Source organism: Microbulbifer sp. ABH2_005 (genome assembly GCF_056160005.1).
This window is the reverse complement of the sequence record NZ_JBSWWI010000001.1, coordinates 2,363,717-2,386,999: the sequence shown is the minus strand read 5'-3', so window position 1 is coordinate 2,386,999 and position 23,283 is coordinate 2,363,717. Positions and strand designations below refer to the sequence as shown.

Annotated in this window: 18 protein-coding genes; 13 read left to right on the top strand and 5 right to left on the bottom strand. The window is 51.3% G+C overall.

Features of this window, described 5'->3' with window-relative positions; translation table 11 throughout:
- Window positions 1-200 precede the first annotated feature (200 nt).
- On the top strand, window positions 201-1,079 hold the full coding sequence (locus ACXAFI_RS10365) for an FHA domain-containing protein (RefSeq protein WP_475108732.1): 879 nt from the start codon (window positions 201-203) through the stop codon (window positions 1,077-1,079).
- Window positions 1,079-1,336, top strand: a complete 258-nt coding sequence (locus tag ACXAFI_RS10360) for a glutaredoxin family protein (protein WP_475108731.1) — start codon at window positions 1,079-1,081, stop codon at window positions 1,334-1,336. The genes ACXAFI_RS10365 and ACXAFI_RS10360 overlap by 1 nt, the downstream gene beginning before the upstream one ends.
- Before the next feature lie 155 nt (window positions 1,337-1,491).
- Here ACXAFI_RS10360 and ACXAFI_RS10355 read toward each other — a convergent pair whose 3' ends face one another.
- Complete coding sequence (locus tag ACXAFI_RS10355) at window positions 1,492-3,495, bottom strand: transglycosylase SLT domain-containing protein (protein WP_475108730.1); 2,004 nt, start codon at window positions 3,493-3,495, stop codon at window positions 1,492-1,494.
- 163 nt (window positions 3,496-3,658) lie between these two features.
- Between ACXAFI_RS10355 and ACXAFI_RS10350 the strand changes: the two genes are divergently transcribed.
- Window positions 3,659-5,524 carry an ATP-binding cassette domain-containing protein gene (locus ACXAFI_RS10350; protein ID WP_475108729.1) on the top strand — a complete coding sequence of 622 codons (1,866 nt, stop codon included), beginning with the start codon at window positions 3,659-3,661 and terminating at the stop codon, window positions 5,522-5,524.
- 62 nt (window positions 5,525-5,586) lie between these two features.
- Here ACXAFI_RS10350 and ACXAFI_RS10345 read toward each other — a convergent pair whose 3' ends face one another.
- The gene (locus ACXAFI_RS10345; RefSeq protein ID WP_475108728.1) at window positions 5,587-6,030 is read right to left on the bottom strand and encodes a universal stress protein; all 444 of its coding nucleotides are present in this window, start codon (window positions 6,028-6,030) and stop codon (window positions 5,587-5,589) included.
- 145 nt (window positions 6,031-6,175) lie between these two features.
- Between ACXAFI_RS10345 and ACXAFI_RS10340 the strand changes: the two genes are divergently transcribed.
- The 4 genes from ACXAFI_RS10340 (at window position 6,176) to ACXAFI_RS10325 (ending at window position 10,446) form a co-directional block, all read left to right on the top strand.
- Entirely contained in the window at window positions 6,176-6,700 is a 525-nt protein-coding gene (locus ACXAFI_RS10340) for a hypothetical protein (RefSeq protein WP_475108727.1), read from the top strand.
- Window positions 6,701-6,914: 214 nt separating this feature from the next.
- Window positions 6,915-9,599 carry a type I DNA topoisomerase gene (topA, locus tag ACXAFI_RS10335; protein WP_475108726.1) on the top strand — a complete coding sequence of 895 codons (2,685 nt, stop codon included), beginning with the start codon at window positions 6,915-6,917 and terminating at the stop codon, window positions 9,597-9,599.
- Window positions 9,600-10,088 carry a DUF6586 family protein gene (locus ACXAFI_RS10330; RefSeq protein WP_475108725.1) on the top strand — a complete coding sequence of 163 codons (489 nt, stop codon included), beginning with the start codon at window positions 9,600-9,602 and terminating at the stop codon, window positions 10,086-10,088.
- A gap of 103 nt (window positions 10,089-10,191) precedes the next feature.
- On the top strand, window positions 10,192-10,446 hold the full coding sequence (locus ACXAFI_RS10325; protein WP_475108724.1) for a hypothetical protein: 255 nt from the start codon (window positions 10,192-10,194) through the stop codon (window positions 10,444-10,446).
- Between the two features lie 92 nt (window positions 10,447-10,538).
- Here the strand turns inward: ACXAFI_RS10325 and lexA are convergent, their stop codons facing one another.
- A complete protein-coding gene (lexA, locus tag ACXAFI_RS10320) occupies window positions 10,539-11,144 on the bottom strand; it encodes a transcriptional repressor LexA (protein ID WP_152453258.1) in 606 nt (201 codons plus the stop codon).
- A gap of 120 nt (window positions 11,145-11,264) precedes the next feature.
- Between lexA and ACXAFI_RS10315 the strand changes: the two genes are divergently transcribed.
- The 6 genes from ACXAFI_RS10315 to ACXAFI_RS10290 all read left to right on the top strand — a co-directional run bounded on the left by ACXAFI_RS10315 (window position 11,265) and on the right by ACXAFI_RS10290 (window position 17,691).
- On the top strand, window positions 11,265-11,969 hold the full coding sequence (locus ACXAFI_RS10315) for an LOG family protein (protein WP_475108723.1): 705 nt from the start codon (window positions 11,265-11,267) through the stop codon (window positions 11,967-11,969).
- Window positions 11,970-12,253: 284 nt separating this feature from the next.
- Window positions 12,254-13,816: a class I adenylate-forming enzyme family protein gene (locus ACXAFI_RS10310; RefSeq protein ID WP_475108722.1), complete on the top strand. Its 1,563-nt coding sequence runs from the start codon at window positions 12,254-12,256 to the stop codon at window positions 13,814-13,816.
- A 491-nt stretch (window positions 13,817-14,307) separates the two neighbouring features.
- Window positions 14,308-14,940 carry a TetR/AcrR family transcriptional regulator gene (locus tag ACXAFI_RS10305; RefSeq protein ID WP_475108721.1) on the top strand — a complete coding sequence of 211 codons (633 nt, stop codon included), beginning with the start codon at window positions 14,308-14,310 and terminating at the stop codon, window positions 14,938-14,940.
- 34 nt (window positions 14,941-14,974) lie between these two features.
- The gene (gene nagZ, locus ACXAFI_RS10300; RefSeq protein ID WP_475108720.1) at window positions 14,975-15,991 is read left to right on the top strand and encodes a beta-N-acetylhexosaminidase; all 1,017 of its coding nucleotides are present in this window, start codon (window positions 14,975-14,977) and stop codon (window positions 15,989-15,991) included.
- Between the two features lie 60 nt (window positions 15,992-16,051).
- Window positions 16,052-17,176, top strand: a complete 1,125-nt coding sequence (locus ACXAFI_RS10295; RefSeq protein ID WP_172975356.1) for a mechanosensitive ion channel family protein — start codon at window positions 16,052-16,054, stop codon at window positions 17,174-17,176.
- A gap of 299 nt (window positions 17,177-17,475) precedes the next feature.
- Window positions 17,476-17,691, top strand: a complete 216-nt coding sequence (locus ACXAFI_RS10290; protein WP_020413094.1) for a cold-shock protein — start codon at window positions 17,476-17,478, stop codon at window positions 17,689-17,691.
- Between the two features lie 723 nt (window positions 17,692-18,414).
- On the opposite strand, the gene ACXAFI_RS10285 is transcribed toward ACXAFI_RS10290, so the two are convergent.
- Both ACXAFI_RS10285 and mfd read right to left on the bottom strand, forming a co-directional pair.
- Window positions 18,415-19,395, bottom strand: a complete 981-nt coding sequence (locus tag ACXAFI_RS10285) for a CsiV family protein (RefSeq protein WP_475108719.1) — start codon at window positions 19,393-19,395, stop codon at window positions 18,415-18,417.
- 132 nt (window positions 19,396-19,527) lie between these two features.
- Window positions 19,528-23,007 carry a transcription-repair coupling factor gene (gene mfd / locus ACXAFI_RS10280; RefSeq protein WP_475108718.1) on the bottom strand — a complete coding sequence of 1,160 codons (3,480 nt, stop codon included), beginning with the start codon at window positions 23,005-23,007 and terminating at the stop codon, window positions 19,528-19,530.
- Between the last annotated feature and the right edge of the window lie 276 nt (window positions 23,008-23,283).

Here is a 23,283-nt window from a genome sequence, read left to right as displayed (position 1 = left end):
GTCATCCTTGCCTGAGCTGGATATTAGACCTTTGCCCCATTGTAAGCTGCAAACCCAATCACACGCTAATGATATTGCCCGTGTTAAACTCGGCTCGATCCTTCAATCTGCAAATTTTTTCAGGTTATACAGTTAATTGGGACTCCCACCTTATTTAGGATGCCCCATATTCAATCTCCTTAGGGCGAGGAGCGCGACCGATGCTCAAACTTTGTGATGTAAACGATTCGGGCCAAAGTGTTTGGCTGGTGGCCCCTGGTGTGACGGTGGGGCGCGATCAAGGATGCGACCTATGTTTACCAGATGATTCTATAGCGAAGTTGCATTTGAAGATTGCGATCAAAGGGGATCAGTTGACTCTGGGAAATGTTTCCGGTGGTTCTCAAGTACTAGTTAACGGTAAGTCGGTCGCCTCAGCCTGCCATTTAAAATTGAATGATCGGATAACAATTGGGTCCCGAACACTGCAAATTGTTGACCCCAAGGTGACGAAGCTCAGTTCAAGCAAGGCTAAAAATGTAGCCTGGGCATTGCGGGCAAATCACAAGGCCATAGCTGGAAAAGTATTTCCTGTTAAAGGCGGGGCAGTGGTGGGGCGCTCTGAGGAGTGTGATATCACTTTTTCACTTTCGCATCTCTCGCGCCGTCATGCGCGGATGGAAGTGCGAGAGGGATTGCTGTTCGTGATTGACCTCGGCTCGGCCAATGGTACTTTCGTCAATGGTCGACGAATTACGGAGAGTCGTGTGCGGCGGGGGGATGAGTTGCGGTTTGATTCGTTGAGCTTTTCCGTTGTGGGCCCTGCCGATGACCTCGATCGCACTGCAGTGCGTCCGGCAATCTCTTCACATTTAATGAAATCCTCACGGCTTGCTTCAGGCGAAATCGCTGCTGAAGATGTCACTCAACGTTCCTTTGCGGTGCCCATTGGTGAGCAGCGGGAGGAGGTGCCAAATATGGTGGAGTCTTTGGAAGGGGAGCCCAAGCCCAGCATTTCCATGAAAGCGATGGGGCTAGCTGTTTTGTTAATCGCGGGTGCTGCTGGTTACTTTTGGTTAAATACTTTGGGGGTATTTTAATGAGCGCCCCCCGTGAATTGCTGTTGTATACCACCCTCGGATGTAGCTTGTGCGAGAAAGCCAAGCTGGAAATATGGCCCTTGTTAGAACAGTTTGGGTTGCGCTTGCGGGAGGTGGATATTGCCGATGATGATAGCTTGTTCGAGCGCTTTAGCTTACTGATTCCGGTAGTAGGCTTGGGTGATCCTGAAGACACTTGTGCCTGGCCCTTCGAGCAATCACAACTGCGAGTATGGCTGGCAAAACGGATCAGCTGAATAAGCACCCCTGAATAGGCACCTCTGAATTATTAAGAAATCTCTTTTCTGTCTGAAGCCCTCCCCTGAAAAGGGCTTCAGAATGAATTTCATTTTCCGCAAAAACGAGCCACATAAAGGCTGCACAAGGAACCTTCAAGCTTCACAAAAGATTCCTAAAGCTTATTGCTTGCTTCATTTGCCCTAAGTAACTGTAGCTTGGTGCCACTTCGATAGGCATAAATTACCGTATACGCGAGTACATTTTGCACATAATTTCTGGTTTCACTATAGGGAATGGTCTCTATCCAGACGTCGTGTGGAAGCTGTTGACGGGTCTCTTTTAACCACTTTGCGACCCGTGTTGGCCCCGCGTTGTAAGCCGCTGCGGCGAGGAAGCGGTTGTTATCGAAGCGATTTAACAGAGTGCTCAGATAAAAACTGCCCAGGGCAATATTGGTTTTGGGGCTGAGAAGATCCCAGCTGCGTCGATAGCGAACTCCGGCGCGTTTCGCTGTTGCACGGGCGGTGGAGGGGAGCAGTTGCATCAGGCCCAATGCGCCAGACCTTGATTTGGCATCGTGGCTAAAGTGGCTTTCCTGGCGGGCGACGGCAAAAATCATATAGGGCTCTAAGGGGGCGCTCTGCCGTCCGACCTGCTCACTTACACTTGTTACTATGTCGGCAAAGGCCAGGGGAAAGCGGAGCTCCAGGTCATCCAGGTAGTCCGCCGCAAGAACCGACTGTATGGATTTGTGATACCACCCCCAAGCACTGGCTACTTTTCCCGCAGCTAAAAGTTCCCCGTGATCCATCTCCCGAGTGGCGTATCTCCATTCCCGACGGGCGTGGAATAACTCACCAATAGCCTGAAGCTCACGAGCTCTTTGCAAATCGGCACGCTGGGCCATCTGCTGCACTTGCACTGGTGTGATTGGAGCGGGACGGTCAACAAAACTGTAATTTTGCCCGAGGGCATCGGCGGCGAGAAAACCGTAATAACTGCGCTCGCGCGCAGCTTTCCGATACAGTAGGGAGGCTGCTCCAGATTGAGCTTTACCGTAGACTTCTTCCAGTGAGCGGGCTTTCCAATAGAGCCAGCGGTCACGCTGTTGTCGTTCAGTAGGTAGGCGGTCTATCCAGAAGGCAACCCGCTCCCAATCGAGTTCGCGCAAAGACTGTCGTGCCAGCCACTCAATGGAATAGCCATCATCAATGGTGTGATTCTTAGTTAGCTGCAATAGTCCCTGGATATTGTCTTGCCGAGCAAATTGACGTGCCAAGTGACGAAGCATCTCCACCTGTTCATCATCGCTAAAGAGGAGGCTTGCACTATAGCGCTGCCATGCTTCCTCAGCGATTGCGGCGTCTTTTCGAGCCAGGCGATGCAGTCCATGCAGGATAATTTCCCTATTTTGATTGGGCGCCTGTAAAAAGCGAGAGTAGTTAAGAAGGCTTTTGGGGGATCTATGCACTTCCCTCAGTACAGTAGCTCTCTGCACATAGGGCTCGTCCATTTTCCTGGCGATATAAGAAGCTAGCTCCAGATTGCCCTCCTTCAGGGCGAGCAGGTGGCGGGCCCAGGTTTTCTCCTGAGTGAGACCGCCATTTCGCATCCAGTGTGCAAATACTGGATCGCACTCTTCAGCCTGGGAGTGGCCGACGAGCCAGAGTTCGGTGGTAACTTGATCGGCTTTTTCCTTGCTTCCATGGCGAAACAGAGCGTCGGCGTAATAACAGCGAAGTGCCGCGCGGCGGTGTTTTTCAGGTTGGTAGTATTTCAGGTAGGTTTTGAATTGGCGCTGTTGCCCAAGCTCTCTAAGTAACCTAATGCGCATCCAGTCGCCGATAGCAGTTCCCTGATTCTCTGCAAGAAAAAGGTCGATCTCTTTAACCGGTAATTGGCGCAATTTTCTGCTAATTGCCCAGTAGTCCAGGTAAGGGGCCAAGGGGTAATTGGTTAATTTGGCTTTCAACCGCTCTAGCTGCTTCTTGTTGCCGTGTTTGATGGCGAGCCTGGCTTGTTGTAACAGCTGACGCTGGCTGGATGACTCAGAAGACGACTCTTCTTGTTGAGTCAATTCTTTTGCGGATTCCAGTGGTGCTGCCTGGGCGCTGAGACAGGCCCAGATCAACAGGGGGGCGAATAACTGGGGGAGTCCCCTTGTGCTAACTGACATGACAGTAACCCCAAAATTGAGTCTGGTCGCGCAAGTTTATGAGACGGCTTGGCAAAAAAGCGTAAAATAGCGAATTTTTCACAGGACCCGAAGCGGCAATTTTCGTTTCATTCATCTTTCTAGCGAGAATGTTAACCGGGTCTGTTAATTGTAGTGCCTAATTATGTTGCTTCTATTGGATGGGGTCAGTCTGCGTTACGGGGCCCAAATTCTTGCTGATAATGCCAGTGCAAAAATTGAGCGGGGTGATCGTATTTGTCTTGTGGGGCGCAATGGGGAGGGTAAGTCCAGCCTGTTGCGTTTGATTGCCGGGCAGGTGGACCCTGATGCAGGGGAGATCGTTCGCGCTAGCGGGATGGTGATGGCAACTCTTGAGCAGGAGCTGCCTGCGGACTGTCTCGACACTGTCTATTGCTATGTGGCCGAGGGTTTGGGGCCTATAGGAAGGGTGTTGGCCGGCTATCGGCAAACCCCTACGGCTGAGCTGCAGAGCAAAATTGAAGCAGAGCACGGCTGGGAACTCTTGCCCAGAGTCGACAGTGTACTCGATCGTCTCGGATTGAATCCGGATGAATTGGTGGCCGATCTCTCTGGTGGCTGGCAGCGCCGCGCAGCTCTTGCCCGGGCATTGGTTACAGAGCCAGACCTACTTATTCTCGATGAGCCCACCAACCACTTGGATATTGCCGCAGTGGAGTGGCTGGAAGGTTTTCTCGATACTTTTAGAGGGGCCTTACTATTCGTCAGTCACGACCGTGCTTTGGCACAGCGCTTGTCCCGCACAGTGTGGGATCTGGATCGGGGGTACCTGCGTGTTTTTCGCTGCGAATTTGAGCGATACCAGGAGGAAAAGGAAAAACTTTTAGAAGAAGAGGCCAGAAATGAGGCGCTATTCGATAAAAAGTTAGCCCAGGAGGAGGCCTGGATTCGCCAGGGGATTAAGGCAAGACGCACCCGTAACGAGGGGCGTGTGCGTGCTTTACAGGGACTTAGGCGCCAGCGGGAGGCGCGCCGTACGCAGCAGGGTATTGCCCGGATGTCCCTCGATAGTGGCGAAGTGTCCGGTAAGCTGGTGGCCGAGCTGAGCAATGTTACCTTTGCCTACCCCAATGAGGCTCCCCTAATCCGCAACCTCTCATTTACCTTGATGCGCGGCGATAAGGTGGGGTTGATTGGCCCCAATGGTGTCGGCAAAAGCACACTGATCCGAGTGCTGCTTGGAGATCTCCAGCCGCAGTCCGGAAATGTCCGTTTGGGCACCAAACAGCAGGTCGCCTACTTTGACCAGCGTAGAGACCAGCTTAATCCTGAGCTCACCGTGCTGGACAATGTTGCCGAGGGGCGCGATTCGGTCACCATTGGCGGTAAGAGTCGCCATATCATGTCTTATTTGTCGGACTTTCTCTTTAGCGGTTTGAAAGCGCGTACCAAGGTCGGTGCCTTGAGTGGAGGTGAGCGCAACAGAGCTCTCCTGGCAAAATTGTTCAGTCAACCAGCCAATATTTTGGTGCTCGATGAACCGACTAATGACTTGGATGTTGAAACCCTGGAGCTGCTTGAGCAATTGCTGTTGGAGTTCAGTGGCACTGTGATATTAGTCAGCCACGATCGCGCTTTTCTCGACAATGTTGTGGATTCGTGTCTGGCTTTTGAGGGGGATGGTCGCATCCGTGAGTATGTCGGTGGTTATGCCGACTTCATTCGCCAAGGAGGTCGTTTCGAGCAGGAGGTGAAGGAGAAAGAGGTTCCTGAGGCTAAGGTAAAACCCAAGCCGGCTGAAGCGGATAAGTCGCAGATTAAGAAAAAGAAGCTCAGCTATAAATTGCAGCGTGAACTGGACAGCCTGCCGGCTTTGATTGAGCAGCTTGAAGAGGAAATTGGCGCTATTGAGGCCGAGGTGGCCGATCCTGCTTTTTATCAGCAGGAGCAAGCCGAAGTGCAGAGCCGATTGAATGCACTTGCAGAGAAACAAGCCCAATTAGAGACCGCTTTCGATCGTTGGTCGGAGTTGGAAGGAGGCGATGAATAAGGTTTGTGTGTTTGGAAGAGGTGGTGCTTAGCACCACCTCTTGTGCTGTAAAGGAGAGGTGCTCACTCTTCCTCTACATAAACTCTAACGGCTAAAACATCGCACTTGGCTCCGTGAAGAACGCCATTAGATGTTGAGCCGAGAAGCAACGCCAGCCCGTGGCGCCCGTGGCTGCCGATTACGATAAGGTCTATGTCGAGATCTTTGGCTAAGCGGTGTATCTCGGTGGATGGCTGCCCCAAAATAACATGCTGACGCTCAGCAGGGATATTCAGCGGTAGGGCCGCTTTGTGCAGTTGTTCCTTGGCTTGTCTTTGCAGTTGGTCTTGCACCTCCGACAAATCCATGGGGATATCTCCACCGTAGGCAAATGTCAGGGGTTCAATCGCATGCATTAAGCAGATTTCAGCGTTGAAAGCTTCAGCGAGAGTCGCTGCTTTCTCTATAACCTGTGACGACTCTTCCGAGAGGTCCAACCCCACCAAAATTCGTTGATATTTCGCCATATTCCATTAACTCCTGTCTTTTATTTTTGCCCTGAGGGGCCTCCTGCGACAGCCATTTTCAGTCTACCGTAAAAAAAACTGTTTGACATGGATCATATAGGGCGTCGCAGAATAGGCCGCTTTTTCATCATCGTAAGGAACCGACATGTCCGAGTGGCTACCGGTAATTATTATTGGCTTTGCTATTGCCCTGGTACTAGGGCCTGTGATGTGGCTGAAGCCCAATCAGCGCGATAGCCGCTTGGCGGATTTGCGAGGGCGTGCAGCTAAGGCGGGTATTACCGTGCAAATCCAGACCTTACCTGCGGCACTGGGAGAGGGGACCGCAGCGGTATATTGCTACCGATGGAATGATCGAAAGCGCCTGCAGGTTGGCTGGGCGCTGCAGCGCCAGCGCATCAATCATGAGATGAACTTTGCCGGCAATTGGGATTGGAGTAATAGCGTTAAGGCGCCCCAGACGGCATGGCAGTACTTACATCAGTTAGTGGATAGTTTGCCGTCAGATTGCTGTGCGATTATCGCTACCGATGTCGGATTGGGGGTGCAATGGCAAGAGAACGGTGGGGTAAAGGCTTTTTCACAGCTGTCTGACAGTTTGGCGGAGTACGCACCATTAATAGAGGAAGCAGTGCGCAGGACCAATCCGATCAAGCTCCCTGAGGACTAGGGTGGCAGGCGTTTTAGAAGGCTGCCCAAATAGGGAAAAATGTCACAATTTTGCTCCTTTTGGGTGGTGAAATTTGGCGAATCGACAGCAAAAATTGTCAGCTTCCCTTGACCCCGCCCCTAGTGGAGCTTATATATTCGCGCAGCGCGGGCCCGAACTACGGGTCTGAAATGCTTCGGATAGCAGTAAATTTTTCATTTGAAATCAAAGGCTTATGGGTAAATCACTGGTCATCGTCGAATCGCCGGCCAAAGCGAAAACTATCAATAAATATCTCGGCAAGGACTTTGTGGTTAAGTCCAGCGTCGGTCATATTCGCGATTTGCCAACTGGTGGCGGCAACAAACAGCCCGTTGATGCAAAAGAGCGGGCAAGACGTGCGGCTGAGACCCGTAAACTTTCGCCTGAGGCGAAAGAGGTCTACAAGCGTAAGAAAAATCGTGAGCAACTGATCAAGCGCATGGGTATCGACCCAGATAATGGCTGGCAGGCTCACTATGAAATCCTACCGGGTAAAGAGAAGGTGGTCAGCGAGTTGCAGAAACTTGCCGAGAATGCCGACCACATTTACCTGGCAACGGACTTGGACCGCGAGGGAGAGGCCATCGCCTGGCACTTGCGCGAAGCCATTGGTGGCAATGATGATCGTTATCGCCGGGTAGTTTTCAATGAGATTACCAAATCGGCAATTCAGGAGGCTTTCAAAGACCCCGGCCGCCTGAATATCAATCGGGTTCATGCTCAGCAGGCCCGTCGTTTTCTCGATCGCATCGTGGGCTATATGGTGTCCCCGCTGTTGTGGGAAAAGGTTGCCCGCGGCCTTTCCGCCGGTCGGGTGCAATCGGTAGCCGTGCGATTGGTGGTTGAGCGCGAGCGTGAAATTCGCGCCTTTATCCCGGAAGAGTACTGGACGCTCTTTGCCGATACCGCCACAAACAAAGCGAACAAGCTCCGCCTTGAAGTTAAAAAGCAGGCTGGAGAAGCTTTCCGCCCCACCAATGAAGTCGACGCGAAAAGCGCGGTTAAATTGTTGCAGGGCAGTGAGTTTGTTGTCAGTGCTCGTGATGACAAGCCCACGAGCTCCAAGCCAGGGGCTCCTTTTATTACTTCTACGCTACAGCAGGCGGCAAGCAATCGCCTTGGCTTTAGTGTTAAGAAAACTATGACCCTAGCGCAGCGCCTCTACGAAGCTGGTCATATCACCTACATGCGTACCGATTCGACTAATTTGAGTAAAGAAGCGGTTGAGTCGGCCCGGCAATATATCGGTGAGAATTTCGGCGATAAGTATTTACCGGAAAATCCCAATAGCTATAGCAGCAAAGAGGGGGCGCAAGAAGCGCACGAGGCAATACGCCCCTCCGATGTCCGTGTCGCCCCTAATATGCTTTCCGGTATGGAGCGCGATGCAGAGCGGCTCTACAACCTGATTTGGCAACAGTTTGTTGCCTGTCAAATGACCCCGGCGAAATACACTTCAACCTCTATTGTGGTGAGCGCTGGTGAATTTGAGTTGCGTGCTCGCGGCCGGGTGATTCGCTTTGATGGCTTTCTCAAGGTCGCGCCTCCGGCAGGTAAAAAAGATGAGGATCTAGTACTGCCTGATGTGAAGGTGGGTGAAAAGCTCTCACTAGAGCAGCTAGACCCGAAACAGCACTTTACGAAACCGCCAGCTCGCTTCAGTGAGGCAGCCCTGGTAAAAGAGCTGGAGAAGCGGGGTATTGGCCGACCCTCCACCTATGCCTCAATCATTTCCACTATCCAGGATCGTGGCTATGTGCGGCTAGAGAACCGCCGTTTTTATGCGGAAAAAATGGGTGATATTGTCACCGACCGTCTCAGTGAAAGTTTTAAAAACCTGATGGACTACGGTTTTACTGCAAACCTGGAGGAATCTCTGGATGCGGTCGCCGACGGCGATAAGGGTTGGAAGCAGCTGCTTGATGAGTTTTATCAGGACTTCTCTTCGCGACTGGAAAAGGCTCAGTCCAGCGATGCGGGTATGCGTCGCAACACGCCGACGGATACCGATATTGAATGCGGTAAGTGCGGCCGCCATATGCAGATTCGCACGGGTTCTACCGGTGTTTTCCTGGGGTGCTCTGGTTATGCGCTGCCTCCCAAGGAGCGCTGCACCAATACAATGAATCTGGTTTCCGGTGATGAGGCGATAGACGCAGATAAGGATGAGGATGCAGAAACCCGTCAGCTGCGGGAGAAGCGCCGTTGTCCCAAGTGCGGCACGGCGATGGATAGCTATCTGCTCGATGAACATCGCAAACTGCATATCTGTGGTAACAATCCGGACTGTAATGGATACGAGGTGGAGCAGGGCACGTTCAAAATCAAAGGTTATGATGGCCCGATTATTGAGTGTGATAAATGCGGAAGCGATATGCAGCTGAAGTCTGGCCGCTTTGGTAAATATTTTGGCTGCACTAATGAAGCTTGTAAGAACACCCGTAAGCTGTTGAAGAATGGCCAGCCGGCACCACCGAAGATGGATCCGGTGCCCATGCCTGAGTTGGCATGCCAGAAGGTTGAAGACCATTACATCCTCCGTGATGGCGCCTCCGGGTTATTCCTGGCTGCCAGTCAGTTCCCGAAAAACCGTGAAACCCGTGCACCGCTGGTCAAAGAGTTGCTACCTCACCAAAGTGAGATCGATCCCAAGTACAGTTTCTTGTTCTCTGCACCTGCACAGGATGATCAGGGGCGGGATACCGTGGTTCGCTTCAGTCGCAAGACCCAAGAGCAATATGTCCAGTCCGAGGAGGATGGAAAGGCGACGGGTTGGAAAGCTTTCTATCGGGATGGCGCCTGGAAGGTTGAGGCGGCAAGTAAGTCCACAGCGGCTAAGAAAAAGCCTGCAGCGAAGAAAGTGGCGGCAAAAAAGTAAATGAGCAATCCCTACACTGGTCTGGTTACATCCGCGCTACGCAAGAGCCAACTGCTTGCCACCAGTAGTTTTGACTCTGCTATTCAGCGAATGGCTCTTGAGGAAGGTGCCCTGTTGCAATTGTGGAAAGCTTACCGGGCTTTCCTGGCTGAGCTTTCCCATCAATTGCAACTGGGGTTTGAGCCTGAGTCCCTACAGGTTATTGTGGATAGTCTGCATAACCAGGGGAAAGCCAGTGTTGAAGTAAGGGAATTGCAGTTGTTGGTCTCAGAGCCGGGGAGTTGGCTGAGCGAGTTTTTACGCGCATGGCATCAACTCTTGCGGCTACCTCCGCTTGCGGAAGATAAGGGGCAGGGTGGCAATCTGATACCAGCGCACAATGTCGCGGGCCCTGTAGCTGTTGATCTTTCCTTCGAAGTGCTGCTCAAATGGCACGCTGCATTAAGTGAGTTGGTACGCAGGCAGCGTGCCAATCTTGAGGAGTGCTGAGGGCTCCTCGCTCCCTTTCTGTCTATCTGTTTGCACCCACTGAAACTTCTAAATTGCCTGTGGTACACTGGGCGCAAACTGATGTGCAGTGAAGGGAAAGCTAATGTCCTCCGAAACTTTTGAGATTATCGAGTTGGCCAATGGCGATGTGGCTCTGCGCCGCGCCGGTCACGAGGAGGCCCCTCTGGTGAGTATTCGTTTCTCAGCCGAGAGTCTCCAATTTTTACGTAAGCACAAAGTAGCGGTGGCTAGGGCAATGCTGGAAGCGGGCATAGAAGCTGTGCAGAATCTTGACGACCTGGAGCCTGGTTACTTCGAAGAGGAAGAATCAATGCCGGTTAACCATACGATTCATTGATCTAATCTATGGTAAGGTGAGCAGGTAAAAGTGTTTCAACAGCGGCTTAGAGCCGCTGTTGTTGTATATGGACATTGGTAAACTGTTTATTCTTAAGGGGTTTGGCGAATCACGCCCACCGCGAGCCCTTCAATTACAAAGTTCTTATCCCGCATATCCACCTGGATAGTCTCAAAGTCTTCGTTTTCGGGTAGTAGTTGCACAGTTGCCTGATTGCCTTTGCGGCGGAAGCGTTTAACAGTTACTTCATCATCAATCCGGGCAACCACAATCTGCCCATTTCTGACTTGCTCGGTTTTCTGTACGGCCAGCAGGTCCCCATCGAGAATACCTGCGTTGCGCATACTCATGCCGTGCACCCTGAGTAAATAATCTGCTGGCGGGTGAAAGAAGCTGGCGGGCAGGTCGCAATAATCCTCAATATGCTCTGTGGCCAGGATAGGGTGGCCTGCAGCGACACGTCCTACGATGGGAAGACCGGATTGGTGATCTGGAATTCGAATGCCCCTGGAGGCGCCGGCGACCATCTCAATGGCCCCTTTTCTCGCCAATGCTTTGAGGTGTTCCTCTGCGGCATTGGGTGAGCGAAAGCCCAGTTCCTGGGCAATTTCTGCGCGGGTGGGGGGGTAGCCTGTGTCATCCAGGTAGGTTTTGATCAGCTCTAATACTTGAGTCTGACGTGCGGTGAGATTGGTCATAGATTTACCTAGAGTTTCTGTATTTTTATACAGTTGCTGGGATTATATACAGATTTTAGGTTTGCGCAAACCCGCCCCTTGCCTCGATTCAAGCTGCTACATTGATTAAGAAAAGAATGAGTGAAAAAAAGAGTAGTTGAAAGAGCTGACAGCACGAGAGAACAAGGGAGAACAATAATGCTTGATGCAAAGATGCCCGAGGCTTGGAGGGTTCTGCGTATACAGTCGGAATTAGTTGACGGGATTGAGCGTCTAATTGCACTAAAAGGGGCTGTAACGGTTTTTGGTGGCGCGCGTTTCACAGAGGATAGTTTGGAATACCAGCAGGGAGTAAAGCTTGGAGGGCTTTTGGCTGCCGAGGGGATACCGGTAATCACCGGTGGTGGCCCAGGTCTTATGGAGGCGTGTAATCGAGGGGCTTTTGGGCAGTCTGGCCCCTCAATTGGATTAAATATTGAACTCCCTTTTGAGCAGGCAGCCAATCCGTATCAGGATATAAGTTTGAACTTTCGTTATTTCTTTGTGCGGAAATTTATGTTTGTTAAGCATGCCGCCGGTTTTGTTGGCCTAGCTGGGGGCTACGGTACTCTGGATGAATTGTTTGAAGCCTTAACACTTGTGCAAACACAAAAAGTAAGGCGATTTCCTATAGTGCTGGTTGGGGAGCGCTATTGGGGTGGGTTGTACAATTGGTTAGTGGATACAGTGCTGGAAAAGGGTTGTATTGATTCAGGTGATCTTGATTTATTCCATATCGTGGATACTGTCGAGGAGGCTGTACACTTGATTTTGAAGTATTTGCGGGCAAAAGCCAGTCAAAAATAATTTAAAAATTGTAAATTTTTGTTGGGGCAAAGAGGTTTGGCTATTGCTCTAGTAAGTTTTCAGAGCTAGTCAAACACTCTGCGGGTTCTCTATTTTGGGGCTTTGATTATTCTGAGCTATTGCCCATCGTATACTCCCCTTTGATCACCAGATGCTAGTTTCAGCGGTTTGTAATGCGTGTCAGGCTGATTAATGAGCCTGCTATTATTCTTATATTTGATCGCTTGTAATTAGGGGTATTTTTACTTATTAGCTAGCCTGTATTCTAAATAGGACGCCAAACTGTGCCGATTTATGGAGACCCCCTACCAAAGCCCGCGAACTTGAAGAATCTCTTACAGGTCGCTCTAGACAGTAAGCCAGATGAGATAGCGCTACTTTGCGGCAGTCGAGCGTGGACCTGGCGAGAATTGCAAAGTGATATTGATACTTTGGCTGAGAGGCTGGCAGCGAAGGGTTTTCGTCGAGGTGAAAGGTTTGCGTCTTTGATGCCGAACCGAGGCGAAATGCTTATTTTTTTTCTCTCATGCATCAAGCTAGGGCTAGTTGCAATTCCATTAAACTATCGCTACACCTCAGCCGAAATTGATCGTGCTCTTGAAGTGAGTGGCGCAGTAGCCTTGTGCGTAGGTGAGGAGCGTAGAGAGGATATTCGATCTAATAAATCTGTTGGCGGATTGAGTAAAGGTATTCTTATTTTTGAGAGTGCTCTTGAAAATACCTGGAATTTTGAAAGTTTGGTTGATTCTGGATTGCCTGCGGTTGGGCCTCCTTCATCAGATTTAGAGGATTGTGCATTCCTTTTCTTTACATCCGGCAGTACCGGAGAGCCGAAGGGTGTCACACACAGTCAGTTTTCTTTTGGGTCTGTTGTGGCAAGTTTCGCTGCTGCTTTAAATCTATCACACAATGATGTTGTTTTACCTGGAGCCTCTATTGCACATGTGGGGTCACTTTCAACAGCCATGGCTGCATTTTCTGTAGGTGCAATGGTTGTCATTCCTCAAAGTTTTGAGGGGCCAGAAATTCTTTCCTTATTGCGATCTCACCGGCCAACTGTGCTGGTGATGATTCCCGCAGCTTTTATCTCGATGGAGCGCAACCATGATGCAAGGCGTGAAGACTTCGCGTCACTTCGATTGTGTGTTACTGGTGGTGATAAATTTCCGCTCAATCTTGCAGTTGAATTTGTCCGCAAGACTGGTCTGATGATCCAGGAGACTTACGGGCTCACAGAGGCTCCAGATTGCCTTTTCAATCCTTCCAGCTCAATAGAGAAGGCTGGGTCCGTTGGTAAAGTTTCTCCAGGTTATATTGCTTGCTTACGTGATGGCGAGGGGAGGGAGGTTGCCTCTGATATAGATGGTAACCTCTGGCTCAGTGGAGCGCCGGTGATGACTGGTTATTGGGCTAATTCTGGAGTAACTCGAGCGGTGCTTGAGAATGGCTGGTTTGATACCGGTGATATTATGCGTGTCGATTCTCATGGTTATTTTTGGTTTCGTGGTCGAAAAAAGCAGATTATTGTCCGAGATGGCTCAAGCCTCTCACCCCAGGAAATTGAAGAAGCTGTTATGGCGCATCCAGCGGTTGATCTCGCTGGAGTAGTTGGCGTTCACAATGATGTTCATGGAGAGGATGTGTGGGCTTTTATCACGCTGAAGAGCGGTGTACCTGCGCCAAGTGTTGAGGATGTTATTGATTGTGCGAGAGAGCGTGTCGGTTACAAGGCCCCTGAAGTGATCATAATCCTGGATAGTATGCCTCTCAATCCCACTGGCAAAATTGATAGGGCAGCACTAAAAAAGCTTGCAGGAGAACAATTATCGATTAGTCAAAAAAAGTGAATGCTGCGAAGTGGTTTGTCGCTACAGATTAAATTTTTTCAATTTATGGCTGTTTCGTAGGGTATTTCAGCTCTGCCTTAAAGGTTGTATTTTTAATTGATAGCTGCAATTCAGATGGACTTGGGCCGCAAAGATGAGGTGCCCCGGCCGTTTCTTTTGTTCATGTGTTCATGTGTTCATGAATTCATGTCTCTGAGTTGATTTAACCTTTCTTGGACCCTCTATCTATCGGGTAGCTTCTCAAAGCGCTTATCTTAAAGTTGCAGTATTCAGACGGAGGCATTAGCAGTTGTTCTGCACCAGTGGGTATTACCTCTTGAACGATGTAGCAATACGTCAGTTTCAACTATGAGGAATTTTCTGTCCGCAGGCGCTTGCATGATGGTGATAAGCGATCCGAACCCCTAAAGGTGTTTTGTACAGTTGGACTGGCAGAGGAATATGCTAATCTGGCCAGAGTTAAACAACTGTTTTAAATGATGGTTTGATATATGAGCCAGACGGACACCGTCAGCCGGATACTGGACGCAGCTGAAGTGCTATTTGCCGAGCGCGGTTTTACGGAAACTTCTCTCAGAACGATTACGAGCACAGCAGGTGTTAACCTGGCGGCAGTCAATTACCACTTTGGCTCAAAAAAAGAGCTGATCCAGGCGGTCTTTGAACGCTTTTTGACCCCATTTACCGAGGCTTTAGAGTCAGAGCTCGACCGACGTATTGCTTCTGGCCAGCCGCTTAGAGTAGAGGGGCTATTAGAAAGCCTTTACAGGGTGGGGCTGGGCAGTTTGAGTGAGCGAGGGCTCGATCCGCAGCGCTTTATGCGTCTGTTGGGATTGGCCTACACACAGTTTCAGGGGCACTTACGTCGCTTTATAGTGTCTCGTTACGGTGAAAGTTACCGGCGCTTTGCCGGCCTGCTGGCTGAGGCCTTACCAGGGGTTGACCCCGTTACGTTCTACTGGCGCCTGTATTTCATGCTGGGAGCCACTATCTTCACCTTGTCGAGCTACGATGCCATAGAGGCTATTCTGAGAGAGGATTTTGGTGCTCAGAGCAGTTTGCCGGAAACCCTGGAGCGTCTTGTGCCGGCCGCTTCTGCGATGCTGAAGGTGGAGGCCAGTTAAGCCATAGAGCTGGTGAATATAAGAGGAATTGGATATGTCCGCATCACTTGGACCAGTGATGATTGATATTGAGGGGCAGGAGCTCACCAATGAGGATTGTGAGCTCTTACGTCACCCGCTTGTGGGCGGCTTGATTTTCTTTGCGCACAATTACCGGGACCGCAATCAGCTGCAGGCGTTGATTACGGATATTCGATCTATACGTCCGGAGATTCTCCTGGCTGTTGACCAGGAGGGGGGACGGGTCCAGCGGTTTCGTGAGGGCTTTACTCGCCTGCCTTCCATGCAGAAATTATCTGCAGAAGCATCTGCAACGCAGTTGCAGGATGTGGGCTGGCTGCTGGCTGCGGAGCTACTGGCTGTAGGGGTGGACTTCAGTTTTACCCCCGTTTTGGATGCGGATGATAGCCATAGCCGGGTTATTGGAGATCGCAGTTTTTGTCCAGACCCCGGCCGCTTGGCAGCTATTGCGAGGCCATTCATTCAAGGAATGCATGAGGCCGGTATGGCCTCAACTGGCAAGCATTTTCCCGGGCATGGCCATGTATTGGAAGACAGTCATGTGGAGCTTCCAGAGGATGAGCGGACTCTGGAGCGGGTTATGGATTCCGATGCCTTGCCCTTCATTGAGCTTATTGGTATTGGTGAACTGGATGCTGTGATGCCTGCCCACATTCGCTTCGTCAACATTGATAGTCAGCCCGTGGGTTTTTCCCGATACTGGCTGAGGGATATTTTGCGGGGGCGGCTCGGGTTTAATGGAATCATCTTTAGTGACGATCTGTCGATGGAGGGGGCGGGTGTAGCCGGAGGTTATGGAGAGAGGATCCGAGCTGCACTGGAGGCGGGTTGTGATATGGGGGTGGTCTGTAACAATCGTGCCGGGGCTCTAGAGTCCCTCGCCGGGCTACAGAACTTTAAGCCCGCAGCGGAGTCCAGTGAACGTCTGAAAGCGATGCGCGGCAAGCCTTCAATCACCTCCTGGGCGGAACTTGAAAATAGTGAGCGCTGGCGTAGAACGCACAGTTGGTTAGCTTCAATAATGCAGTAATTGAGATGTGCTGGCTTTTAACCCGACTGAAGCCTATTTGGGTGGAGTGGAGTCAGCTTTATGAGTGGAGGGGGAATCGTGGAGTCCGTAGAGAGTGTGCTGTTGTCCTGGCTGGGTGATAACCGGGTCTGGATAGTCTCTGTTTTTTTGATTGTATTGACTTCCGCGTTAGCGGCATGGATTTTTGGGCGCTTTGTGCAAAAGCTGGCTGCCAGGGCTGAGAAGACCGTCAATCCTTGGGATGATGCGCTGGTAGGGGCTCTTTCCCCACCTGGGCAGGTATTAATCTGGCTACTGGGCCTGACGGTTGCTGCCCAGCGTGCGGGCCTAGCAACGGGGTCTGAGATTTTTTCCCTTGCGGAGCCCGCCCGCGAGATAGGTCTTATCCTAGTGCTCTCCTGGTTCGCCTGGCGCTTCTCCCATAGTGCGGAACGCAACCTGTGTAACCCCCGCTACATTGGTAAACCGATGGATGCCACCACGGTTAGGGCCATTGGCAAGCTGGTGAGGGCTTCGATCGCCATCACCGCCGGTATAGTGATTATGCAGTTCCTGGGCTATAGCGTCAGCGGTGTTTTGGCCTTTGGTGGCATTGGCGGGCTGGCAGTTGGCTTTGCCGCTAAGGATTTGTTGGCGAACTTCTTTGGCGGACTGATGATTTATCTGGACCGGCCCTTTGCGGTCGGCGATTGGATTCGCTCGCCGGACAAAGAGATAGAGGGCACCGTCGAGGACATTGGCTGGCGCTTAACCCGTATTCGCACCTTTGATATGCGACCGGTTTATGTGCCCAACAGCGTGTTCACCCAAATATCTGTCGAGAATCCTTCAAGGATGCTCAATCGCAGGATTTTTGAAACTATTGGTATCCGTTACAAAGATGCCCATTTGATGGCGCAGATCGTTGCTGATGTTAAGAAAATGTTACAGCATCACCCGGAAATAGATGCCAACCGGACTCTTATTGTTAATTTTAATAGTTTTGCTGCCTCATCCCTGGATTTCTTTATATACACCTTTACCAGAACTACCGAGTGGGTGAGGTACCATGAAATCAAACAGGATGTTTTGTTGAATGTGCTCAATATTATTGAGCGCCATGGCGCCTCCTGTGCATTCCCCACCTCAACAGTTCATATTGCCGATATTCCTTCATTAGCGCGTGAAGCCGCGTTAGACAGTTGAGTATTGGGAGTGCGATAAGGTACAAATGTTTAGTTTTTATATGGAGCTTAATCGGGATTTTGACGGTTAATTATGCCTAGTGGTAAAAACGTAGTATTTATTTCACATAGAAACCTAGACACTGGCGCTGTTTTATCTAAGAATCAGGTTACGCCCTTTGGGTATCTCTCAAAAGGGTGAAGCAAGATAGCATTCTGCATGGAGCAGTTTGTTAACAATGGGGTGGCGTTTGCCCCTCTTGCCGAAATAAGCAGTGAGGTAATAGAGGTAGGCGCAATAACAATAATGAGGTTTTCTCAATGAGTGATCGCGTTACAGGTACAGTGAAGTGGTTCAATAACGCACGGGGTTATGGCTTCATCACCTGTGGAGAAGGAACTGAAGATATTTTCGTTCACTATCGCAGCATTCGCGGAGAGGGTTATAAAACCCTTAACGAGGGGCAAGCGGTTGAGTTCGAAATGCAACAAGGTGACAAAGGACTGCTGGCGGAAGATGTTGTTCCCTGTGAGTGATTTTCGGATCGCTCGTTGAAAGAACTGTTATCGTGTAGAGTTTGCGGTTGCCAGCTGCTAACTCTGCCAGCGCCTCTAAAGCGGGCTGCTTGGCTCGCTTTTCTATCTCCCCCCCCCTTCGCCCAGTTATCCTATTTACTGAGGTGATATGCCTTTCGCGTGTGACCAATTACATCGATTCCGTTTCGCGTTGTGTTTTCTCTAATAATTAGCCCCTTGAGATATTCAGAAAAATTAAATTTTTTCACGGCTTTAATAAATATGAAATCGATTTAATGGTATGTGCGCTTTAATGGCTGGGATTGGATGCAGTGTATTTGTTGGGTGATATTTGAAAGCTTATGGTTTTACTTTTAAATTTTTTCACTTGCTTATATGGCAAATAGCTTCGAGTAAATTGCGTTAGGGTGAGTCAATATGAAGGTGGGCCAATGTTGAGGTGAAGATAATTTCCTCATTTGCTCCTAATAGTTGTATGTCTATTCGCTATTGAGATCCCTCTGAATCACTCTTATAGAAAAATTTTATTGCCTTAGGAACAATCAAATTCGTTTGATTGTCTCGTTGGGTTTGGTGGATATTCTTTGGCTGTTACAGGATTAATTTATTTTAACTTTTGAGTGGGTGCTCTATTAGGAGTGCCCCCCCTTTAGAAAAATAAAAGAGGGGGGCTTTTTTGTAGAGCTTCGCAGGCTTTTTATTTACTGGTTTTCTACTGGTTTTCTAAAGGGTGTCAGAGTTTATTTCTTCGGTGGGCTCTTCTTTGATGCCGGCAACCGTGCGAATTTCAATTAGAATGCCAAATGCTGGATGGTCAATATAGTGCAGCTGGCCACTTCGCATACGGCGCTCATGTTGTAAATGAGCAGCTCGCATAACATGCATTGGCTGTTCGACAACTGGAAGCGAAGCATCAAGGGTCATTGGTTCTTGTCCCGCAGCTGGACTAAGAGCATCTTGCGGCTCTTGATTGGAGAAAGAATTATTTCCTTCATGGGCAAGGCGTGTGGAGGTCTCTTCAATAGAGGTTGTCGGTGTGACTCTGGGATGAAGAGGCAGGCGGATACCTTTTGCGGATGCCGGAGCTGAAAAGTCGCTTAGCCAGAGGTTTGTACTTAGGTGCAAATAGCGAGAGACGCTCAAGGTGATCGAGCCCTCCAGCTGATGGTGCCCAGCATAGGCGTCACCACCGTCAATCAGGATCGCTGGAGACTTGTGCTTTTGTTCCAGCACCTGGTGCCAGGCTTTGTGAAACAAAATACGGTCCCCGCCTCTCACCAGTGCGGCAACCTTGTTGTCCAGCTTGGTGGCTACCGGGGAAAGCATCAAGCGGGAGAGTGGCGTCTCGTCAGTAGTGTTGCCATTGAGTCCCATCGTTTCAAAGCCGATAGGCTCTTCGTCCAGGTCTGTAGCTCTGCGAGGGCTGTGGGTGGACCCGTTAGGTTCTGAAAGTGTGGGGGCCGCCGGGCTTTTAGAGGTTTCCTTTCGATGTGTGCGGGTATTGAAATCCACCCAGCGACTTGGGTATGAGAGCTTGGGCTCTGCTGGCCAGGTTTCACTGGTTTGCGCCATGCCTTGGGGGCGCTCGAATACGATCATCTCGATCTCAAAGGTATTGCCGGCATAGTTCGCCGCCTGAGTGGCCGCGGCGGAGAGCGCCAGGGCCAAGGTAGAGCAGAGGTGCGCTATCTTTTTTATGGTCATGGGTTTACCACTTTTCTCCATCTGTCTGTTGTCAGGGCCTGGAGGCATTCTACAACTGGGTATCTGTGCGGGGGATTGTGGCAGGGGGTTGCCCCCCTGTCGATCGACCCCATCACCGGTTGCAGGGTGCTATCACTGGGCCAGTCGCTCCAACACTTCGTTGATTTCCTGTAGTTTGCGCTCGGGACCCTCTTCATCGAGGCTGAAGTTCAACTGGTTGGCACCTGCAAGTTGATAGCGTCCCGGCTGGGTCTGCACCATTTTCACTAAGGTCAGGGGGTCTACCTGGGTGTTCTCGGCAAACTCAATGCGGCCGCGGACAGCGGAGGCCTCCAGCTTGCGAATCCCCATTTTATCCGCCTTCAGTTTAATTTCTGTGGTGCGGAACAGGTGTTTTACCGGTTCGGGCAGCAGGCCAAAGCGGTCGATCATTTCCACCTGAAGCTCTTTGAGCTGTTGGCGATCGACGGCATTGGCGATGCGTTTATACATCATCAGGCGGCCGTGCACATCCGGCAGGTAATCCTCGGGGATTAGTGCCGGTACTCGCAGATTGACATCTACCGCCGGGGATTCCAGGGGTTCGTCGATATTGGGAGTGCGCCCCTCGCGGATGGCCTTCACTGCGCGATCGAGCATCTCCATATACAGGTTGAAGCCCACGCTCTGAATCTGTCCGCTCTGCTCCTCGCCAAGTAACTCGCCGGCACCGCGGATTTCCAGGTCGTGGGTGGCCAGGGTGAAACCGGCTCCCAGATCCTGGGCTTCGCTGATAGCTTCCAAGCGCTTAATGGCGTCGCCTGTCATCGAGCGTTTGTTGGGGGTGAGTAAATAGGCATAGGCCTGGTGGTGGGAGCGCCCCACACGGCCGCGCAGCTGATGTAGCTGGGCCAGTCCAAATTTATCCGCACGTTCGATCAGGATAGTGTTGGCCGTTGGGACGTCGATGCCTGTCTCGATAATGGTGGTGCAGACCAATACATTGAAGCGCTTGTGGTAAAAGTCACTCATGACCTGTTCCAGCTCGCGCTCGCGCATCTGGCCGTGACCGATACCGATACGGGCCTCGGGAATCATTTCCTGCAGTTCCCTGGCTATACGCTCAATGCTCTTAACCTCGTTATGCAGGAAGTACACCTGCCCACCACGGAGGATCTCCCGCAGTATGGCTTCCTTCACCAGGGCATCGTCGCGCTCGCGTACAAAAGTCTTTACCGATAGGCGTCGCGCCGGTGGGGTAGCGATGACCGAGAGATCTCGAATACCGGCCATGGCCATATTCAAGGTGCGCGGAATCGGTGTGGCTGTTAGGTTGAGGATATCCACCTCCGCGCGCAGGCTCTTGAGTCGCTCCTTCTGACGTACACCGAAACGGTGCTCCTCGTCGATAATCAGCAATCCCAGGTTTTTGAAATCCAGATCGCTCTGCAGCAATTTGTGGGTGCCGACCAGGATGTCCACCTTGCCGCTCGCTACTTTCTCTTTCACGCTGTCCACTTCTTTGCCGGAGCGGAAGCGGGAGATGACCTCGATATTGATGGGCCAGTCGGCAAAGCGATCCTGGAAGGATTGGAAATGCTGCTGTGCCAGCAGGGTGGTGGGAACCAGCATGGCCACCTGTTTGCCGGCGTGGGCGGCGACAAAGGCTGCACGCATGGCGACTTCGGTTTTACCAAAGCCCACATCGCCACACACTAGTCGATCCATGGGTTTTTTCGACAGCATATCGCCGACCACGGCTTCGATAGCTTGCTGTTGGTCCGGGGTCTCTTCGAAGGGGAAACCGGCGGCGAATTCGCGATAAGCCAGTTTGGGATCGGCAAAGGCATGGCCGACACGGGCTTCCCGGCGGGCGTAGATATCTAAAAGCTCGGCGGCGGCATCACGTACTTTTTCGGCCGCTTTGCGTTTGGCCTTTTGCCACTGCTCACTGCCCATTTTATGCAAGGGGGCCAGGGCTTCGTCAGCCCCGGAGTATCGGCTGATCAGGTGCAGGCTGGCTACGGGCACATAGAGTTTGGCCTCATCGGCATATTCCAGGGTCAGAAACTCTGCCGGCTGCCCATCGATTTCAAGATGTTGCAGGCCGCGATAGCGCCCCACGCCGTGGTCGATATGTACCACCGGGGTTCCGATTCGCAGTTCCGCCAAATTTTTGACTGCATTGTCAGCATCATCTTTGGCTTTTTTACGGCGGCGCTGTTGAAGCACTCGTTCGCCAAACAGCTGTGGCTCCGCGATCAGGTTGATGGCGGGGTCGCTGAGCAGTAACCCCTGATCCAGAGGGGCTACAGTGATGCCGATGGATTTATCGCTTTGAAGGAACTCTTGCCAGCTTTGAAAGGTGGGTGGAGATAAGCGTATGCCTTTGAGTAGCTCAAGTAGTGCCTCGCGGCGCCCACCGCTCTCGGCACAAAAGAGTACCCGCCCGGAATACTCCATCAAATAACTCTCCAGGGCTGCCATGGGCTGCTCGGCTTTTCCGTCCACTGGTAATGTCGGTGGCACCTGGGTGTCAAAGTTGTGATTGCCCTGAGTCTCGGGCAGTGTCTCGTTGGAGAAAATGGCTCTCGGCATCGACTTGAGTGCACCGTTGAACTCGTCGATATCCAGCAGAATTTGGCGGGGCTGCAGGATCGGACGGGTCAGATCGCCGCGGCGGCTTTCATAGCGGTTGCTGACCTCGCGCCAGAAGCTGTCTACTGGTGCTTGAATATTCCCCTGAATAAATGCCTGGCTGTTTTCTGGTAGGTAGTCGAACAGGCTCGCGCAGTTATTATCGAAAAATAATGGCAAATAATATTCGATGCCTGCTGGCGCAATGCCTGCACTGATATCCTGGTAAATGGGCGCCAGACTGGGGTCAACTTGAAACTGTTCATGCCAGTTTTGCAGGAAGCCGGAAAGGCCGGCTTTATGCATAGGGAATTCCCTAGCGGGCAGTAGGTGAATAGTTTCCACCTTGTCCACGGTGCGCTGGGTTTCTGGATCAAAAGTGCGCAGGGACTCAATCTCATCATCGAACAGGTCGATGCGGTAGGGCAGCGGGCTGCCCATGGGGAAAATATCCATGAGTGAGCCGCGCACGGCAAACTCACCGTGTTCGTAGACGGTATCTACACAGTGATAGCCAGCCTGTTCAAGCAGGCGGCGCTGTATATCGATATCAAACTGTTGCCCCTCATTGAGGATCAGGGCATTGCCGGCTACGTAATCGCTGGGAGGCAGGCGATGCATCAAGGTGCTTACAGGCACGATGACGATACCACTCCCCATTTGCGGCAGGCGGTAGAGAGTGGCCAGGCGGTCCGAAATAATGTCCTGGTGGGGAGAGAAGGTGTCGTAGGGGAGGATCTCCCAATCGGGGAAATGGAAGATCTGAAAATCGCTCTGTGAGGTCTCATCTCTCCGCGCTTTGTTAAAAAATTTCAGTTGCACCTCTAAACGGTGCGCTTCAAGGCTGTCCCGAGTGACCAGCAGAGTAGGGGATTGGCTGTTACGGGCAGCATTGAGAATGGCGAGCGCGGCCGCTGCGCCGTGTAGTTGCCCCCAGAATTGCCGGTCGCTATCGCCGTGAAATTTGGGGGGAGTTAGAGGCTGTATATCGGTCATCTTTCCTTAAATATCCGCGCTTTCATTTGCTGTAGTGCCAGGGGCGGCTATTGTAGCCGCGATCGGATTAGGCTGCAGTCTATGATATCTGCGCCGGTGAATTTGGTCTCAAACGGCTAGGCTTTTTGGGAGATTGCGCATTGGGACAGCTTGTGACAACAAAAAGGTAGTTTTACTACATTTTTTTGGTTTTTTTTTGCGCAGTTGCGCAGCCTTGGGTGAATCCTGATAATGCGCAGCCATACGGCCCCCGAGTGGTTTGTGGGCCGAGATTTC

Bases quoted from the DNA above. Each gene is read 5' to 3' on its own strand.
- ACXAFI_RS10365 (WP_475108732.1), top strand. From the start codon at position 201: ATGCTCAAACTTTGTGATGTAAACGATTCGGGCCAAAGTGTTTGGCTG.
- ACXAFI_RS10360 (WP_475108731.1), top strand. From the start codon at position 1,079: ATGAGCGCCCCCCGTGAATTGCTGTTGTATACCACCCTCGGATGTAGC.
- ACXAFI_RS10355 (WP_475108730.1), bottom strand. From the start codon at position 3,495: ATGTCAGTTAGCACAAGGGGACTCCCCCAGTTATTCGCCCCCCTGTTG.
- ACXAFI_RS10350 (WP_475108729.1), top strand. From the start codon at position 3,659: ATGTTGCTTCTATTGGATGGGGTCAGTCTGCGTTACGGGGCCCAAATT.
- ACXAFI_RS10345 (WP_475108728.1), bottom strand. From the start codon at position 6,030: ATGGCGAAATATCAACGAATTTTGGTGGGGTTGGACCTCTCGGAAGAG.
- ACXAFI_RS10340 (WP_475108727.1), top strand. From the start codon at position 6,176: ATGTCCGAGTGGCTACCGGTAATTATTATTGGCTTTGCTATTGCCCTG.
- topA (WP_475108726.1), top strand. From the start codon at position 6,915: ATGGGTAAATCACTGGTCATCGTCGAATCGCCGGCCAAAGCGAAAACT.
- ACXAFI_RS10330 (WP_475108725.1), top strand. From the start codon at position 9,600: ATGAGCAATCCCTACACTGGTCTGGTTACATCCGCGCTACGCAAGAGC.
- ACXAFI_RS10325 (WP_475108724.1), top strand. From the start codon at position 10,192: ATGTCCTCCGAAACTTTTGAGATTATCGAGTTGGCCAATGGCGATGTG.
- lexA (WP_152453258.1), bottom strand. From the start codon at position 11,144: ATGACCAATCTCACCGCACGTCAGACTCAAGTATTAGAGCTGATCAAA.
- ACXAFI_RS10305 (WP_475108721.1), top strand. From the start codon at position 14,308: ATGAGCCAGACGGACACCGTCAGCCGGATACTGGACGCAGCTGAAGTG.
- nagZ (WP_475108720.1), top strand. From the start codon at position 14,975: ATGTCCGCATCACTTGGACCAGTGATGATTGATATTGAGGGGCAGGAG.
- ACXAFI_RS10295 (WP_172975356.1), top strand. From the start codon at position 16,052: ATGAGTGGAGGGGGAATCGTGGAGTCCGTAGAGAGTGTGCTGTTGTCC.
- ACXAFI_RS10290 (WP_020413094.1), top strand. From the start codon at position 17,476: ATGAGTGATCGCGTTACAGGTACAGTGAAGTGGTTCAATAACGCACGG.
- ACXAFI_RS10285 (WP_475108719.1), bottom strand. From the start codon at position 19,395: ATGACCATAAAAAAGATAGCGCACCTCTGCTCTACCTTGGCCCTGGCG.
- mfd (WP_475108718.1), bottom strand. From the start codon at position 23,007: ATGACCGATATACAGCCTCTAACTCCCCCCAAATTTCACGGCGATAGC.